Source organism: Robertmurraya sp. DFI.2.37 (genome assembly GCF_029211245.1).
GTDB classification, from domain to species: Bacteria; Bacillota; Bacilli; order Bacillales; family Cytobacillaceae; genus Robertmurraya; species Robertmurraya methanolica_A.
The window spans coordinates 1-16,902 of sequence record NZ_JARGEJ010000078.1; the positions used below are offsets into that span (position 1 = coordinate 1).

The following is a 16,902-nucleotide window of genomic DNA, read 5'->3' on the forward strand; positions in this document are numbered from 1 at the left end:
CAAAGCTTTTTGCGTAAGCAACTAAGTTTCATCACCTTTAACCCAATAGTCCGGTGGCGATAGCGAGAAGGTCACACCCGTTCCCATACCGAACACGGAAGTTAAGCTTCTCAGCGCCGATGGTAGTTAGGGGCTGTCCCCTTGTGAGAGTAGGACGTTGCCGGGCAAAGTAAAAAGAGTATCCAATAGAATGGGTACTCTTTTTTTGATCTGAATGTCCGAAAGGACAAGAAATAAAACGCCAGTAAAATCAAAGCAGAAACCGGAGGGTGGCTAGAACCGAGGAGGTCAAGGAAGCGAGAGAGAGAAGCCCGGAGTGTACGATGTACACGAGGACGGAAAGAACGAAGCTGACGAAGAGATCCGAAGGTGCTAGACAGCCGACACCGAACACGGAAGTGAAGCTTCGGCGCCGATGGTAGTTAGGGGACGAGCCCTTGTGAGAGTAGGACGCTGCCGGGCGAAGTAAAAAGAGTATCCGCAAGGGTACTCTTTTTTTGATCTGAATGTCCGAAAGGACAAGAAATAAAACGCTAGTAAAATTAAAGCAGAAACCGGAGGGTGGCTAGAACCGAGGAGGTCGAGGAAGCGAGAGAGGGAAGCCCGGAGTGTACGATGTACACGAGGACGGAAGGAACGAAGCTGACGAAGAGATCCGAAGGTGCTAGACAGCCGACACCGAACACGGAAGTGAAGCTTCGGCGCCGATGGTAGTGAGGGGACGAGCCCTTGTGAGAGTAGGACGTTGCCGGGCAAAGTAAAAAGAGTATCCAATAGAATGGGTACTCTTTTTTTGATCTGAATGTCCGTAAGGACAAGAAATAAAACGCCAGTAAAATCAAAGCAGAAACCGGAGGGTGGCTAGAACCGAGGAGGTCGAGGAAGCGAGAGAGGGAAGCCCGGAGTGTACGATGTACACAAGGACGGAAGGAACGAAGCTGACGAAGAGATCCGAAGGTAATAGACAGCCGACACCGAACACGGAAGTGAAGCTTCGGCGCCGATGGTAGTTAGGGGACGAGCCCTTGTGAGAGTAGGACGTTGCCGGGCGATATTCGCGAGGGTACTCTTTTTTGATCTCAAGTTGGATAAAAATGAGATGTGCTATAAGCATTGAAATGCGCGCAATTACGCCTTAAATCGGTGCGATCCAACGAAAAACACACACAATCATACTTATTCCAATGTAATGTAACCTCTGCACGAGCACATCAGAGCTCTAGGACAACTCTGATAGCTGAGTTTTTATCGGTGTCCTGCCTTCGTAAGGTATTCGTAAACGAGAAAAGGACCTTTTTCGATGGAAACTTGCAGAAATGTTTCGATTAGAGGGAAGTCTTTGTTAGGCATTGTTTTCACAAGCTCGCTCCACCATTCAGTTTCATAGCGGGCAATCATACTTAAATTGTAAAGGAGCAAATAATGCACCAGTAGTTCGTGAAATATGAAGCCGATATCTTTGGTTAGTGGAAGAGCATAAGTTTGATCTGCTAAATTGTATTTTAAAGGGATATAATTGAAGCTCCCCCTTTTATTGTCTTTTTCAAAGACAATAAATTCATGCTCTAAGCGCTTAAAATGATATTCCTCCACTGCTTTTTCGGAAAAGAAATCGAGAAAGCGATTCTCTGTCATATGAAAGAAGTCCAATACTTTTTTTGGAATAAAAAACTCATTTTCTTCATGATAGATATTGGTAAATGATGGAACCCCATCGAGGAACAATAGTAATGAATTTAATTCAGGTACTTGTTTAAAAAGGTTACCCATTGATATTTTATCCCCTTCCAAATGTTCCATGTGAAACAATTTATTCGCTAAGAAAGGAAACAGGCCTGTTTTTTGAAATTTAACTTCGTCCTGGAAAAAATGAAAATGCTGTTTTTTGCGCTTTCTGGCAGAAACACCATGAGCAAGGACAGAGGTAGTTTCTGGATAATTTGGATCGACTGTAAGGATACATGCTTTTATAAGATGGACAAGTCCATAAAAAAGCAGGATCGGTTGAATGATTAATGGGGAGTGTTTCCCTTGTTCGTAATATACTTTTCCATGTTCGAGATAATAAATGAAGGGATAACAATTTTCGTACGCTTTTTGCTCAGCGTTTTCTATTTTATTTTGCTCATAAATATTTTTTAAATATTGCTGTGTGTAGCTTGCTGAAAAAAATAGTGAAAATGAAGACCAATGAGAAGTGGACAACATGTTAACCTCCGAAAGAAACGTTGTATAATCAATTAAAATTAGAAAATAAAACCAATATTGTTGTAGGTGAATTATTAGAAAACTCTAACATATCATCTTATCCTTGACAGTATTTTAACCAATTGATAACCTACTAATAATATTTTCGAGTCTAGGAGGCCAAAAAGATGTGGGAAAATAAATTTGTTAAAGAGGGATTAACCTTTGATGATGTACTTTTAGTACCGGCAAAATCAGAGGTATTACCAAAAGATGTTCAGTTGCAAGTGAAGCTTACGGATAAGGTCAAGTTGAATATCCCGATTATAAGTGCAGGGATGGATACGGTCACTGAAGCAGAAATGGCGATTGCTATGGCTAGACAAGGTGGATTAGGGATTATTCATAAGAATATGTCAATCGAGCAGCAAGCGGATCAAGTACTCAAGGTAAAACGTTCGGAAAGTGGAGTTATTACGAATCCGTTTTTCTTAACACCTGAACATCAAGTGTTTGATGCTGAACATCTGATGGGTAAATATCGTATTTCAGGTGTGCCGATCGTTAATAATGAAGATGAGCAAAAACTTGTTGGTATCCTCACAAACCGTGACCTCCGTTTTATTCAAGATTATTCGATCAAGATTTCAGATGTGATGACAAAGGAAAATCTTGTCACCGCCCCAGTTGGAACCACATTGGACGAAGCTGAGAGCATTTTACAAAAGTATAAAATTGAAAAATTACCTTTAGTTGATGAGAACGGAATTTTAAAAGGATTAATTACAATTAAAGACATTGAGAAAGTGATTGAATTCCCGAACTCAGCAAAAGATGAGACGGGGAGATTATTAGCAGGTGCTGCAGTTGGTGTGACGAAGGATACAATGCGCCGTGTAGAAGCACTTGTTAAGGCTCAGGTTGATGTCATTGTTATTGATACGGCGCATGGACATTCTAAAGGAGTTATTGAAACAGTTAAACAAGTAAGAGATGCTTTTCCAAGCGTAGCGATTATCGCAGGGAATGTGGCAACGGCTGAAGCGACGAGAGAGTTGATTGAAGCAGGTGCTGATATTGTGAAAGTAGGAATAGGGCCAGGGTCTATTTGTACGACTCGTGTAGTAGCAGGTGTTGGTGTTCCGCAAATTACCGCGGTCTATGATTGTGCAACAGAAGCTAGAAAGTATGGAAAAACGATTATCGCTGATGGTGGAATTAAATACTCTGGTGATATTGTTAAAGCATTGGCAGCAGGTGGACATGCTGTTATGTTAGGAAGCTTACTTGCCGGTGTATCTGAAAGTCCGGGAGAAACGGAAATATTCCAAGGACGTCGATTCAAAGTCTATCGTGGAATGGGCTCAGTTGCCGCAATGGAAAAGGGTTCAAAGGATCGTTATTTCCAAGAGGATAATAAAAAGTTTGTCCCAGAAGGTATTGAAGGAAGACTTCCATATAAAGGGCCTTTAACGGATACAATATATCAGTTAATCGGTGGAATTCGTTCAGGAATGGGTTATTGCGGGACAAAGGACTTAGAAGAATTAAGAGAGAATGCGCAATTTATTCGTATGACGGGTGCAGGGCTAAGAGAAAGCCACCCACATGACGTACAAATTACGAAAGAAGCACCAAACTACTCTATTTCATAAAATGAAAAACTGACCTGCTGCGTATGCCGCTGGTCAGTTTTTTTGCGAAATTATAAGGAAAATTTCCAGTCTCATAGAAAAATAGGAAAATACTCTATCTATGCTTGTATACCGAACTATGTTAAAATAACAAGGGTGTATAATAAGACTTGGAGGGCTCACAGTGAAAAAAAGCTTCATACAAAAAAGTTTCGTATGTCTATTAACATTTGTATTACTAATTGGTTTTATACAAAAACCGGCAGCGGCTGCTGAAAATATAGATATCAATGCGAATGCGGTAATTTTAATCGATGCGGATACAGGTAAAATACTTTATGAAAAAAATTCAGAAGCCGTATTAGGAATTGCCAGCATGACAAAAATGATGACCGAGTACCTCCTTTTAGAAGCTGTAAAGGAAGGGAAAGTAAAATGGGATCAAACTTTTACCGTCTCTCCAGAGCTTGCTAAAATGTCTCATGATAGCAATTTAAGTAACGTTTTTTTACGTGTTGAGGGGACATATACAGTAGAAGATCTTTATTCTGCTATGGCAATTGAGTCAGCAAATGCTGCAACGATAGCCATTGCTGAAATTGTAGCTGGTACAGAAGCTAATTTTGTGAAATTAATGAATGAAAAGGCTGAAGAGTTAGGTCTTGGTGATTTTAAATTTGTCAATTCAACAGGGCTAAATAATCGTGATGTAGCAAAGCATTTCCCAGATGTTGTTGGTGGTGCAGATGAAGAAAACGTGATGTCGGCAAGAGCGGTAGCAAAATTAGCCTATCATATTATAAAGGATTTCCCGGAAGTTTTAGAAACGTCTAGCATCCCTGAAAAAATGTTTGCACAGGGTACAGATGATAAATTTGAAATGAAAAACTGGAACTGGATGTTAGAGGGTTATCGTGATGTTGCAGATAAATATCCAAACTTTCAACAGTTCACCTATGAAGGTTTAGATGGATTGAAAACAGGGTCTACAAGCTTTGCAGGTTTTTGTTTTACGGGTACTGCCAGTAGAGATGGTGTAAGATATATTACGGTTGTAATGGGAACGAAATCAACAACTGATCGTTTTGTGGAGACAAAAAAACTATTAGATTATGCCTTCAATAATTTTAGTAAAGAAGAATTAGTTCCTGCTGAATATGTGATTAAGGGAACGGAAACGGTTCCTGTTGCCAAAGGAAAAGAGGATCAAGTAAAGGTTCATACAGCAGATGCGATTAATAGTGTTGTACCAGCTTCTGAGCAAGAAAACTTTGAGACTCTGGTCGAGCTTGATAAAGAGAAGCTAAATGAAGACGGCAGTTTAACAGCTCCTATTAAAAAAGGAGATAAGCTTGGAACAGTAACGGTTCAATTTAAAGATGAAGAGACTGTTTATTTAAGCTCTGAGGGACAGAGGAGTATGACAGTTGATTTAGTTGCAGCTGAGGATGTTGAGAAAGCAAACTGGTTCGTCCTTATGATGCGTGGAATTGGTGGATTCTTCGGTGATTTATGGAGCAGTGTTTCCTCCACAGTTAAGGGTTGGTTTTAATAAGGGATTTTAAAAAAGGTTTCTTGTCTTGACAGGAAACCTTTTTTGTTGTTTATTTTCATTAGGGAAGGATGCTAATTCCGATGGATTTAGTAGATGTTTTATTTTTAATTTAGCAATAACCAATATAAGGGGGATGACTTACGTGAAAACAGGAACAGAGCGCGTTAAACGTGGTATGGCCGAAATGCAAAAAGGCGGCGTTATTATGGATGTTGTAAATGCAGAACAAGCAAAAATAGCAGAAGAAGCTGGTGCTGTTGCAGTAATGGCATTGGAAAGAGTCCCATCGGATATTCGAGCTGCAGGCGGAGTGGCACGTATGGCAGATCCTCGTATTGTAGAAGAGGTTATGAATGCTGTAACGATCCCTGTTATGGCGAAGGCAAGGATTGGACATATTGTTGAAGCTAGAGTACTTGAGGCAATGGGTGTAGATTACATAGACGAGAGTGAAGTATTGACGCCTGCTGATGAGGAATACCATTTAAATAAGCGTGATTATACAGTGCCGTTTGTTTGTGGATGTAGAGATTTAGGTGAGGCCGCCCGCCGTATTGGAGAAGGTGCTTCGATGTTGCGTACAAAGGGGGAACCTGGAACTGGCAACATCGTTGAGGCGGTTCGACATATGCGCAAGGTCAATGCACAGGTGCGTAAGCTTGTGAATATGAATGCTGATGAAGTGATGACAGAGGCTAAGCTTCTAGGAGCGCCGTATGAGCTTCTATTAGAAATTAAAGAACTTGGCCGCCTTCCGGTCGTTAATTTTGCAGCAGGGGGGGTTGCAACTCCTGCTGATGCGGCATTAATGATGGAGCTAGGTGCTGATGGTGTATTCGTAGGTTCTGGAATTTTTAAATCGGACAATCCTGCGAAATTTGCTAGAGCAATTGTAGAAGCTACGACTCATTATCAAGACTATAAATTAATTGCAGAGCTTTCAAAAGAGTTAGGAACACCGATGAAAGGGATCGAAATTTCTACATTAGCCCCTGAAGCTCGCATGCAAGAACGCGGTTGGTAAAAGATGATAAAAGTAGGAGTACTGGCACTGCAAGGCGCAGTTAGGGAGCATGTTCAAGCTATCGAGGCGTGTGGGGCTGAAGCGGTAGTGATCAAGAAAAAAGAGCAGTTGGCAAATGTAGAAGGGCTTGTTATGCCAGGTGGGGAAAGTACAGCGATTAGGCGATTGATCGATAAGTATGATTTTATGGACGAGTTGAAAAAATTCGCCCAAGCTGGCAAGCCGATGTTTGGGACATGCGCTGGTCTTATTTTATTGGCGAGAAATGTTGTTGGTCATGATGAACCCCATATTGGTGTTATGGATGTGACAGTGGAAAGAAATTCTTTTGGACGGCAGAGGGAAAGTTTTGAGGCGAATTTAACTATCTCAGGTATAGCAGAGAATTACAACGCTGTTTTTATTCGAGCTCCTCATATCGTCAATGCTGGTGAAAATGTGGAGATATTGGCCAAGCATCATGAGCGCATTGTGATGGCTCGTGATGGAAATTTACTAGGCTGTTCATTTCATCCAGAATTAACAGATGATTATCGGATCACGGCTTATTTTATCGAGATGATAAAGGAAACAATTGTATAAAAAGGTTGCAATTGAAGAATAATTATAGTACATTAAATTACAAAATTCCCTATAATAAAAGCAATGAGAGGAAATAGTAACAGGAAATCCGTTCTAAAAGAGAGCTGATGGTCGGTGCAAATCAGTGAATGGAGCTTGTGAATCCATCCTTGAGTGAAGTATGGAATGCTCCTTTGAGAGTGTAGTAAATACTTCCGGGTTAAACCGTTATTGATTTAAGGTGGAAAGTCTTTTTTGCTTTCAACTAGGGTGGCAACGCGGGTAACTCTCGTCCCTTTTTTGGGACGGGAGTTTTTTGTTTGCAAAAATATGATTTATGAAGAGGTGTTTAGAATGTTGGATTTGAAATATTTGCGTGCCAACTTTGAAGAGGTAAAAGAAAAGCTTCAACATCGCGGCGAAGATTTAACAGATTTGGGGAAATTCGAGGATCTAGACAAAAAGCGACGGGATTTAATTGTTGAGGCTGAACAGTTAAAAAGCAAACGTAATGAAGTATCTCAACAAGTCGCCGCTCTAAAGCGTGAGAAAAAGGATGCGGACCAATTAATCGCTGAAATGCGTGAAGTAGGCGATAAAATTAAAGTTCTTGATGAAGAGTTACGCAATGTTGAGGAAACACTTGAGAATTTATTATTAAGTATCCCTAATATTCCACATGAGAGCGTTCCGATCGGTGAAACAGAGGATGACAACGTGCTTCATCGTACGTGGGGAGAAGTTAGGCAGTTTGATTTTGAGCCTAAACCCCACTGGGAAATAGCTGATGCACTAGGCATTTTAGACTTTGAAAGAGCAAGTAAGGTGACAGGGAGCCGCTTTGTTTTTTACAAAGGTTTGGGAGCTCGTCTTGAACGTGCATTGTTTAATTTCATGCTGGATTTGCACACGGAAGAGCATGGATATGAAGAAGTATTACCTCCGTATATGGTCAATCGAACAAGTATGACGGGCACAGGTCAATTGCCAAAATTTGAAGAAGATGCTTTCTTAATCGGGAGTGAGGATTATTTCTTAATACCAACGGCTGAAGTGCCTGTGACAAATCTTCATCGTGATGAAATCCTAGATGGGGACACTCTACCTATTAATTATGCAGCATTTAGCGCATGTTTCCGCTCTGAGGCTGGCTCTGCTGGACGAGATACAAGGGGATTAATTCGTCAGCATCAGTTCAATAAAGTTGAGCTTGTAAAATTCGTGAAGCCAGAGGAGTCTTATGAAGAGCTTGAAAAATTAACAGGTAATGCAGAAAAAGTTTTGCAATTGCTTGGGCTTCCTTATCGTGTTATGAGCATGTGTACAGGAGACTTAGGATTCACTGCTGCAAAGAAATATGATATTGAAGTGTGGATTCCGAGCTATGAGACATACCGTGAAATTTCTTCTTGTAGTAATTTTGAAGGGTTCCAAGCAAGAAGAGCGAATATTCGCTTCCGCAGAGAACCGAAGGGTAAACCAGAGCATGTTCATACTTTAAATGGTTCTGGTCTTGCGATTGGTAGAACGGTAGCGGCAATTCTTGAAAATTATCAGCAAGCTGATGGCAGTGTTGTGATCCCTGAAGTGTTACGTCCGTATATGGGAAATAGAGAGGTAATTAAGTAAAGTTAGCATAAAAGAGGTTAGACATGACGAGTTTCAAAAAGAGAATGAGAGTTCCTTCTCATTCTCTTTTTTCTATTTTTAATTCTTATGCATTTTTAGTTGGAGTAGGTTCTCTCTCTGATTAAACTTTTCCTGCTGTGGCATACTAGAAATAGTCTTAAAAACTAATCAAGAGAAAGTGTTGACAACTCTCTTTTAAAAATGATATAGTATCACTTGTCGATACGGAGGAATACCCAAGTCTGGCTGAAGGGATCGGTCTTGAAAACCGACAGGCGGGTTAAACCGCGCGGGGGTTCGAATCCCTCTTCCTCCGCCATATTGATATAGATTTAAATGCGCATATTATTGGAGATTATAAAATCCGCTACGTTTGTAGCGGATTTTTTATTGTTTGCCTTTGTTCAGAAAGTATTGTTGATGTGATGGAAACCTTCGTTTTAGATGAAATTGTATAGGTTTCCTCTAATGCAAGAAACTGATGTTTTTAAGTTCAATCTCAGCAACTCTCTTTTAGCGAGAAAATTCTGGTGTTTATAAGCTTCATAGTAAAATGTTTTTAGTGCAAAGGTGCTTGTTTATTTGCTATTTAATTTATTTGCAATTTGCTCAAGGATCGGTTCGATTGATGCGTTTTCCTGTTGTAGGTCGTAATCCTTTATATTTAGACGAAGAATGGGACATGCGTTAAAGTGATTGATCCATTCTTCATAGCGGGAATGCATTTCTTGCCAGTAATCAATAGGTGTTTCCTGCTCCATTTCTCGCCCTCTTAACTTGATGCGTTCAAGGATATCCTCCAATGATCCTTCTAAGTAAATTAATAAATCCGGATGTGGGAAGTAAGGCGTCATAACCATTGCTTCAAAGAGGCTTGTGTATGTCTCATAATCCACTTTTGACATGGTTCCCTTGTCAAAATGCATTTTAGCGAAGATTCCAGTGTCCTCATAGATGGAACGATCTTGGATAAATCCGCCCCCATATTCAAACATCCTTTTTTGTTCTTTGAAGCGCTCTGCAAGGAAATAAATTTGCAAATGAAAGCTCCAGCGCTTAAAGTCCTTATAAAATTTATCTAAGTACGGATTGTCGTTCACCCGTTCTAGGGAAGTTTTAAATTGCAAAGCTTCTGCTAAAGCAGTTGTCATAGTTGATTTCCCTACTCCGACTGTTCCTGCAATTGTAATGACGGCATTCTTATTTATTCCGTATTTTTCGCGAAGATTCATGAAGATGTCTCCTTATGTGAAAGTAATGAATTTAATTGCTCAAAAATATTGTCCAGATCCTGTTTATTGTTGACGAAATCCATATTGTCACCATTTAAGCGGAGAATGGGCGTGGTAGGATTTTCTTTTTCAAAGTCGAGCATTGCCTTTTCATAATCTAAAGATAATTGCTGTAAATAATCGGGGCTGATATTTTTTTCCTGAGAGCGGCCTCGATGATTAATTCTTGCTAAAAGTGTTTCTAAACTTGCTTGTAAGTAAATCATGATGTTTGGTTTAGGCATGTCCGCTGTTAAAATATTGTATATGGCCAAATATTTTGTATAGTCATGAGGCTTTAGTGTGCGTTGGGCAAAAATTATATTTTTATAAACATGATAATCTGCAACAACAGGTATTTGTTTATTTAAAAAATGCTCCTTTATATCGCCAAGCTGTTTATAACGATTACAAAGGAAAAACATCTCTGTTTGGAAACTCCATTCTTCAAGATTTTCATAAAACCTTTCTAAAAAAGGATTTTCATCGACAATCTCGAGAAGGAGTCTATATTGATAATGCTCAGAAATTGCTTTTGCAAGGGAAGTTTTCCCAACCCCAATAGGTCCTTCCACTGTAATAAAAGGTACTCCGTCCATTCACTTAACTCCTTTAATTAATTCGACAAATTTTATACCTCCATAATAGTACCATGTAATTGAAAATGTTGTGCGAGAAATTCTTTAGTAAAATTATCTATTCTGATGGCAATCCATGAAAATGAAAAAACAAACAGCACGTAAGAGCGCTGCCTGTTTTTTATTGCTTTATTCATGTAACCTATATTTAGCATATGCTGTCAAAGCTTAATCACCTTCCCAGCAATGTCATCATTGAAGAGGATAGCTTTTTTGAAAAGGATTTGCAGGTGATGAGCAGAAAGGAAAGGCTCTTTGTCCTGAGTGTGCGACCTTTACATTTTTGCTCTTTATGTTAGCGTTTGACGACATCGAAATTTTCAACAATTAAAAGCCAATTTTGTGGAAAGGAGAGGCCGAGCTTCCAATAACTCATTCCGCGTAAATTAAGTTCTTTTATCATATTGAATTTCGCTTGAATGGAACGTGCATCTTCAAACCAGACCTCATGTTGTCTCCCCTCTTCATCAACATATTGGAAAAATGGTGCTTGTGCTTCAGGATCATATTGAATCGGAACATTGTGCTCTGCTGCAAGTTCTATTGCTTGTTGTGGACTCACGGCTCGGGCGATAGAGCCTTGGACAAATGGAAGCGTCCAATCATATCCATACAAATTTTGCCCCATCATAATCTTTGATGCTGGCATTTCCGTTAGGGCATATTCAATAACATCACGTACGGGTCCAATTGGTGAAACCGCCATTGCTGGACCGCCACTATAGCCCCATTCATAGGTCATGATAACAACAAAATCGACAATCTCTCCATGGGCACGGTAATCATGAGCTTCGTACCAAGCTCCCTCTTGCTCTGCACTCGTTTTTGGAGCTAGGGCAGTTGAAAGGAGCCAGCCCTGCTCTGCAAATCGAGCTTTCGCTTTTCTTAAAAATTGATTATAAGCTTCCCGATCGGCAGGGCGCAGGTATTCTAAATCGAAATGAATGTCTCTGAAACCATATTTTTGGGCAGTGGCGACAATATTATCTAAAAAAGCATTTTGAATATCCATGTCATTTAATAAGATTCGTCCCAATTCATCGCTAAATTGGTCGTTTTCTTGATTGGTGATGACCATCATTAAAATGACGTTGTTAGCATTTGCAATTGCTGGAAAATCATTGAGAAGTGGTTCTTTTAATGTGCCGTCTCGTTGAGCTTGAAAGCTGAACGGGGCTAAGTATGTTAAATATGGGGCTGCATCCCTAGCGCTTTCCACTAAGTTGGGTGCGACAGAAGTACCTCTTGGCTCAACATAAGCATTAAACTCTGCAGCTTTTTTTGGCAATGGTGGTATATACAATCTCGTTCCTACAGGAAGTTGTTGATCAGCAGAGATTCCATTAATGGCTGCGAGCTCTTGATGAGAAAGGTTAAATCGATTGGCGATTGTCCATAAGCTATCTCCTGGTTGGACCCAATAAAATCTCCCTACAATAGGAATAACCAAAGTCTGTCCCACCACAAGACGACTGGCGTTTGGAATCTCATTTGCCTCGATTAATTCTTCGACTGTTGTGCCATAGGCTTGTGCGATACCAAATAATGATTGATTTTGTTGAACAACATGAATTTGCATTTTTTCTCCTCCTTGCCCAGATTTAGGCTACATTCATCCTATGCAAGAAGGAAGTGGGAATTGACAATTGGACATACTTATTGGATAAACTAAGGTAACAGTGTTGTAAAGAAGGAGTCAAAAATGGAATATTTGAGTCATGAAAAGTTTATGAGAGAGGCTATTAAAGAAGCAAAAAAAGCGGAATTGTTGGGGGAAGTTCCCATTGGTGCAGTAATCGTTTATAAGGATGAAATAATAGCAAGAGCTCATAATCTAAGAGAGTCGAAACAGTCTTCTATTGCTCATGCAGAGATACTTGCTATTGACACGGCATGTAAAAAGCTGGGAACCTGGAGATTAGAAGAGGCGACTTTATATGTTACACTTGAACCTTGTCCGATGTGTGCTGGTGCCAGTATGCTTTCTCGAATTGCGAAGGTAGTATACGGCGCAAATGATCCAAAAGGAGGATGTGCTGGTACGTTTATGAATCTTCTCCAAGATCAAAGATTCAATCACCAAAGTGAGGTTCTCTCAGGCGTTCTAGAGGAAGAATGTGGTCAGCTTCTGACTGAATTTTTTCGGAAATTGCGCGTAGAAAAAAGAAAGGAAAAACAGAAAAAATAGATTTACAGTAATTTACAGCTTGTAAAGATTGATTTTCAGCATAATTCCTAGTATACTTGTTTATGCCGTGCTAGGTGGGGAGGTAGCGGTGCCCTGTACTCGCAATCCGCTCTAGCGAGACTGAATTCCTTTCCGAGGCTGATGCTCTGTAGGGTCTGCCTTAGGTAAGTGGTGTTGAAGCTCGGGTCCTGCGCAATGGGAATCCATGAACCATGTCAGGTCCGGAAGGAAGCAGCATTAAGTGGACACTCCCATGTGCCGCAGGGTTGCCTGAGCTGAGCTAACTGCCTAAGTAACGCTTATGGACGTCAGTCAACGAAAGGTGCACGGTTTTACATAAGTATTTAAAAAACTCATCCTAATTTGGGATGAGTTTTTTTGTTATGATCCTGTTTTTTTAAGAATATGCTCTACCTTTTAAAAATAGATAGTTTTGATTGACGGGATTATTTTTCATTAGAAAAAAATTAAGGTATAATGAGGGAGACTATTTTTGGTTTGCTGAAAAAGCAATGTACATATGTTAAATGAAGGGGGCGTATCTATGAGTTATCAAGCTTTATACCGTGTTTGGCGTCCGCAGCAGTTTTTTGATGTTGTCGGGCAGGAGCATGTGACAAAAACGCTACAAAACGCCCTGCTTCAGGAAAAAATTTCACATGCTTATTTATTTTCTGGACCGAGAGGAACAGGAAAAACAAGTGCGGCGAAAATATTGGCTAAAGCAGTCAATTGTGAGAGAGCGCCAATTCAAGAACCATGTAATGAGTGCCCGGCTTGTAGAGGAATAACAGATGGTTCCATTTCGGATGTCATTGAAATTGATGCAGCGTCAAATAATGGTGTCGATGAAATACGAGATATTCGTGACAAAGTGAAGTATGCACCAAGCTCTGTTAAATATAAGGTCTACATTATTGATGAGGTTCATATGCTTTCCATTGGTGCTTTTAATGCGTTATTAAAAACGCTTGAAGAGCCTCCACGGCATGTTATTTTTATATTAGCTACAACCGAGCCTCATAAAATTCCACTAACGATTTTGTCTCGATGTCAACGTTTCGATTTCAAAAGAATTTCAGCGGCGGCGATTGTTAATCGAATGAAGTTGATCGTCGATGAAACGGGTGTTGAGGTGGAGGATAAAGCGTTGCAAGTAGTTGCAAGAGCTGCTGAAGGTGGTATGCGTGATGCCTTAAGCTTGTTAGATCAGGCGATATCCTTTAGTCAGGATAAGGTCACTTTGGAAGATGCGTTAACCGTTACTGGTGCTGTTTCACAAAACTTTCTTAATCGCTTAGCATACGCTATAAAGAATAAGAATGTTGCTGAAGGTCTGTCTGCGTTAGAAGAGTTACTATTCCAAGGGAAAGACCCTTCAAGGTTTGTTGAGGATTTTATCTTGTTCTATCGAGATATGCTTTTATATAAAGCGGCTCCGACATTGGAAGAATCAATGGAACGAGCAATGCTTGATGAACAATTTCAAGAGTTAACGAAAATGTATGAACAAGATGAAATTTATGAAATTATTGATATTCTCAATAAAACTCAACAGGAAATGCGATGGACGAACCACCCGCGTATTTTTTTAGAAGTGGCGATTGTGAAGTTATGCCAGTTGGAAAAACCAGTTCGTTCTGGAACAACTGCTGAGGTTGATAGTCTCATTGCAAAGGTTGAACAGCTCGAATCAGAGCTTGAGGAGTTGAAAGAAAAGGGTGTACAAGTTAGTGATGAGTCACCGGCAACATCTAAGTCAAAACCACAACGTGTGGCTCGCAAAGGTTTTCAAGCCCCAGTCGGAAGAATTAATGAAATTTTGAAAGAGGCAACAAAGTCCGACTTGAATCTTGTTAAAGGTCGCTGGGGTGAAATGCTGGGACGCCTTGCACAAAAGCAAATGAGGTCTCAGGCAGCATTGTTAAATGAGGCGGAGCCTGTGGCGGCTTCCACCAGTGCTTTTATTATTAAATTTAAATATGAAATTCATTGCCAAATGGCAATGGAAAATGCGAATTTTTTACAAGTGTTAACAAAGCTTTTTGAAGAGTTAATTGGAAAAAAGTTGCAAATTGTCGGAGTTCCGGAAGAACAGTGGCTACAATTACGGGCGGAGTTTTTGAAGGGACATAAGGATGAAGATGACTCAGAACAATTAGATGGGGAACCATCATCAGGGGATGACCCAATTGTGTCAGAAGCAGTTAAACTATTTGGAGATACTCTTATTGAAATAAAAGATTAATGGAGGATGAACAATATGCGTGGAATGGGTAATATGCAAAATATGATGAAACAAATGCAAAAAATGCAAAAGAAAATGGCGCAGGCTCAAGAAGAATTAGGAGAAAAGCAAATTGAAGGAACAGCTGGAGGCGGAATGGTAACGGTTATTGTTTCCGGACATAAGGAAGTTCTTGAAGTGAAAATTAATGAAGAGGTAGTCGATCCAGAAGATATCGAAATGCTGCAAGATCTAGTATTAGCGGCAACAAATGATGCTTTGAAAAAGGCCGATGAATTAACAAATCAAACAATGGGACAATTCACTAAAGGAATGAACCTTCCAGGAATGTTCTAGGAGGGAAAAATATGCACTATCCTGAACCAATATCTAAGCTGATTGATAGCTTTATGAAATTGCCAGGTATCGGCCCAAAGACAGCCGCTCGTCTGGCATTTTTTGTGTTAAGTATGAAAGAAGACGTTGTTCTTGATTTTGCTAAAGCGTTAGTGAACGCAAAAAGAAATTTAAGTTATTGTTCTGTTTGTGGACATATCACTGATCAAGATCCTTGTTATATATGCACAGATGAAAGACGTGATCGCTCTGTTATTTGCGTCGTTCAAGATCCGAAGGATGTTATCGCAATGGAAAAGATGAAGGAATTTGGTGGCCTTTATCATGTGTTGCATGGAGCTATTTCACCAATGGATGGAATTGGTCCAGAGGATATCAATATTCCTGATTTATTAAAGAGGCTTCAAGATGAAACGGTTGAAGAGATCATTCTTGCTACCAACCCTAATATAGAGGGGGAGGCAACAGCCATGTATATATCAAGACTTTTAAAGCCGTCTGGAATAAAAATCACTCGAATTGCACATGGTTTACCTGTAGGTGGCGATTTAGAATATGCAGATGAAGTCACCTTATCAAAAGCACTTGAAGGTAGAAGAGAAGTATAGATGTCTGCAGGAATGTAGATCTAGTACGGTAAAAGATTAAGTGGGGGTATCACCATGTTTTTCCGACGAAAAGGCTGGCTGCGCAAAGAATTTGATGAAAAACTATTAGAACAGCTTGGTGATGTAAGAGCAGATTGGACGAACCAAAAGTCATTGGTAGAAAAAAGTTTTGATCCTTCTGAGGATATTTTATGCTCTGCCAAGCTGGCAGAGGCGAAATATTTTTATTTAATTAAGGAAGCCAAATCGAGAAAAATAAATATTCGAAAATAAATTCCTCTCTCCCCATGTCATTTTTTCAAGAACTTGTACATATTTTAAGTATAGGTGATGTCATGGGAGGAGGATTTTTTTGGAACCAGTTGTAGTAATCACTCTTTTAGCAGGGTTAATCATTATATTTCTGTTAGTGGGTACACCGCTAAAGCCATTTCGATGGATCGGACAAGGGATTGTGAAGTTATTAATAGGAGCATTATTGCTTTTTTTCTTAAATATTTTAGGAAATCAATTTGGGATTCATATTCCCATTAATTTAGCGACATCGGCTGTTTCTGGATTTCTTGGAATCCCTGGTTTATTTGCTTTAGTAGCTATCGATACATGGATATTATAAAAAGTGTTGACTTGTATTTTGAATGGTGGTAGTATATTAAAAGTCGTCACAAGATAACAAGTTAACTACTTTAAAAAAAATGTTGACATTCACTTGTGAGAATGATATATTAATAAAGTCGCTTACGGGCGATAAAGAGAAATTTTCTTCTTTAAGATTATTTCAAAATTGCACTTTGAAAACTAAACAAATCATACGTCAACAAATTATAGTGGAGGCACTCTTATGAGAGCCGAAGCTAGCCAACGTTTATTATAAACATAAGAGCTAATCTTACTCTTTTTTTTGGAGAGTTTGATCCTGGCTCAGGACGAACGCTGGCGGCGTGCCTAATACATGCAAGTCGAGCGGATCGGAGGGAGCTTGCTCCCGATGATTAGCGGCGGACGGGTGAGTAACACGTGGGC

At 39.8% G+C, this 16,902-nt stretch carries 15 protein-coding genes, 1 tRNA gene, 2 rRNA genes, 1 other RNA gene and 1 other annotated feature; of the genes, 15 read left to right on the plus strand and 4 right to left on the minus strand.

All coding sequences use genetic code 11. The features are described from left to right. Positions 1-49: 49 nt before the first annotated feature. A 5S ribosomal RNA gene (gene rrf, locus PZE06_RS23505) occupies positions 50-166 on the plus strand. Positions 167-1,245: 1,079 nt separating this feature from the next. Here rrf and PZE06_RS23510 read toward each other — a convergent pair. Continuing rightward, positions 1,246-2,208 carry a YaaC family protein gene (locus PZE06_RS23510; protein ID WP_150917451.1) on the minus strand — a complete coding sequence of 321 codons (963 nt, stop codon included), beginning with the start codon at positions 2,206-2,208 and terminating at the stop codon, positions 1,246-1,248. A gap of 167 nt (positions 2,209-2,375) precedes the next feature. Here PZE06_RS23510 and guaB point away from each other — a divergent pair, with 167 nt between their 5' ends. The 6 genes from guaB to PZE06_RS23540 all read left to right on the plus strand — a co-directional run bounded on the left by guaB (position 2,376) and on the right by PZE06_RS23540 (position 8,909). After that, positions 2,376-3,842 (plus strand): IMP dehydrogenase, encoded by a 1,467-nt coding sequence (gene guaB, locus PZE06_RS23515; protein ID WP_150917454.1) that lies wholly within the window; start codon positions 2,376-2,378, stop codon positions 3,840-3,842. Between the two features lie 163 nt (positions 3,843-4,005). After that, positions 4,006-5,373, plus strand: a complete 1,368-nt coding sequence (locus PZE06_RS29905) for a D-alanyl-D-alanine carboxypeptidase family protein (RefSeq protein WP_150917457.1) — start codon at positions 4,006-4,008, stop codon at positions 5,371-5,373. A gap of 136 nt (positions 5,374-5,509) precedes the next feature. Next, positions 5,510-6,400 carry a pyridoxal 5'-phosphate synthase lyase subunit PdxS gene (gene pdxS / locus PZE06_RS23525; protein ID WP_170943675.1) on the plus strand — a complete coding sequence of 297 codons (891 nt, stop codon included), beginning with the start codon at positions 5,510-5,512 and terminating at the stop codon, positions 6,398-6,400. Between the two features lie 3 nt (positions 6,401-6,403). Then, positions 6,404-6,982 carry a pyridoxal 5'-phosphate synthase glutaminase subunit PdxT gene (gene pdxT, locus PZE06_RS23530; RefSeq protein WP_150917460.1) on the plus strand — a complete coding sequence of 193 codons (579 nt, stop codon included), beginning with the start codon at positions 6,404-6,406 and terminating at the stop codon, positions 6,980-6,982. Positions 6,983-7,036: 54 nt separating this feature from the next. Continuing rightward, positions 7,037-7,261: a binding site (T-box leader), on the plus strand. 54 nt (positions 7,262-7,315) lie between these two features. Continuing rightward, positions 7,316-8,590: a serine--tRNA ligase gene (gene serS, locus PZE06_RS23535; protein ID WP_095314837.1), complete on the plus strand. Its 1,275-nt coding sequence runs from the start codon at positions 7,316-7,318 to the stop codon at positions 8,588-8,590. A gap of 226 nt (positions 8,591-8,816) precedes the next feature. Further along, positions 8,817-8,909 (plus strand) — tRNA-Ser (locus PZE06_RS23540). A 259-nt stretch (positions 8,910-9,168) separates the two neighbouring features. Here the strand turns inward: PZE06_RS23540 and PZE06_RS23545 are convergent. From PZE06_RS23545 to PZE06_RS23555, 3 genes are all read right to left on the minus strand, one after another. After that, positions 9,169-9,822, minus strand: coding sequence for a deoxynucleoside kinase (locus PZE06_RS23545; protein WP_150917463.1), 654 nt, complete (start codon positions 9,820-9,822; stop codon positions 9,169-9,171). Further along, entirely contained in the window at positions 9,819-10,460 is a 642-nt protein-coding gene (locus tag PZE06_RS23550) for a deoxynucleoside kinase (protein ID WP_150917466.1), read from the minus strand. The genes PZE06_RS23545 and PZE06_RS23550 overlap by 4 nt, the downstream gene beginning before the upstream one ends. 334 nt (positions 10,461-10,794) lie before the next feature. After that, positions 10,795-12,078, minus strand: coding sequence for a glycosyl hydrolase family 18 protein (locus tag PZE06_RS23555; RefSeq protein ID WP_150917469.1), 1,284 nt, complete (start codon positions 12,076-12,078; stop codon positions 10,795-10,797). A 123-nt stretch (positions 12,079-12,201) separates the two neighbouring features. Between PZE06_RS23555 and tadA the strand changes: the two genes are divergently transcribed. From tadA to PZE06_RS23595, 8 genes are all read left to right on the plus strand, one after another. Then, positions 12,202-12,687, plus strand: coding sequence for a tRNA adenosine(34) deaminase TadA (tadA, locus tag PZE06_RS23560; protein WP_150917472.1), 486 nt, complete (start codon positions 12,202-12,204; stop codon positions 12,685-12,687). A 65-nt stretch (positions 12,688-12,752) separates the two neighbouring features. Further along, an RNA gene (gene ffs / locus PZE06_RS23565) (signal recognition particle sRNA large type) lies at positions 12,753-13,017 on the plus strand. Positions 13,018-13,231: 214 nt separating this feature from the next. Next, the gene (gene dnaX / locus PZE06_RS23570; protein ID WP_150917475.1) at positions 13,232-14,935 is read left to right on the plus strand and encodes a DNA polymerase III subunit gamma/tau; all 1,704 of its coding nucleotides are present in this window, start codon (positions 13,232-13,234) and stop codon (positions 14,933-14,935) included. A gap of 15 nt (positions 14,936-14,950) precedes the next feature. Further along, a complete protein-coding gene (locus PZE06_RS23575; protein ID WP_150917479.1) occupies positions 14,951-15,271 on the plus strand; it encodes a YbaB/EbfC family nucleoid-associated protein in 321 nt (106 codons plus the stop codon). 11 nt (positions 15,272-15,282) lie between these two features. Then, on the plus strand, positions 15,283-15,879 hold the full coding sequence (gene recR, locus PZE06_RS23580) for a recombination mediator RecR (RefSeq protein ID WP_095314830.1): 597 nt from the start codon (positions 15,283-15,285) through the stop codon (positions 15,877-15,879). 54 nt (positions 15,880-15,933) lie between these two features. After that, positions 15,934-16,152 carry a YaaL family protein gene (locus PZE06_RS23585; RefSeq protein ID WP_150917482.1) on the plus strand — a complete coding sequence of 73 codons (219 nt, stop codon included), beginning with the start codon at positions 15,934-15,936 and terminating at the stop codon, positions 16,150-16,152. A 79-nt stretch (positions 16,153-16,231) separates the two neighbouring features. Beyond that, positions 16,232-16,495 (plus strand): pro-sigmaK processing inhibitor BofA family protein, encoded by a 264-nt coding sequence (locus PZE06_RS23590; protein ID WP_150917485.1) that lies wholly within the window; start codon positions 16,232-16,234, stop codon positions 16,493-16,495. A gap of 282 nt (positions 16,496-16,777) precedes the next feature. Continuing rightward, positions 16,778-16,902, plus strand: a 16S ribosomal RNA gene (locus tag PZE06_RS23595); the annotation flags it as partial.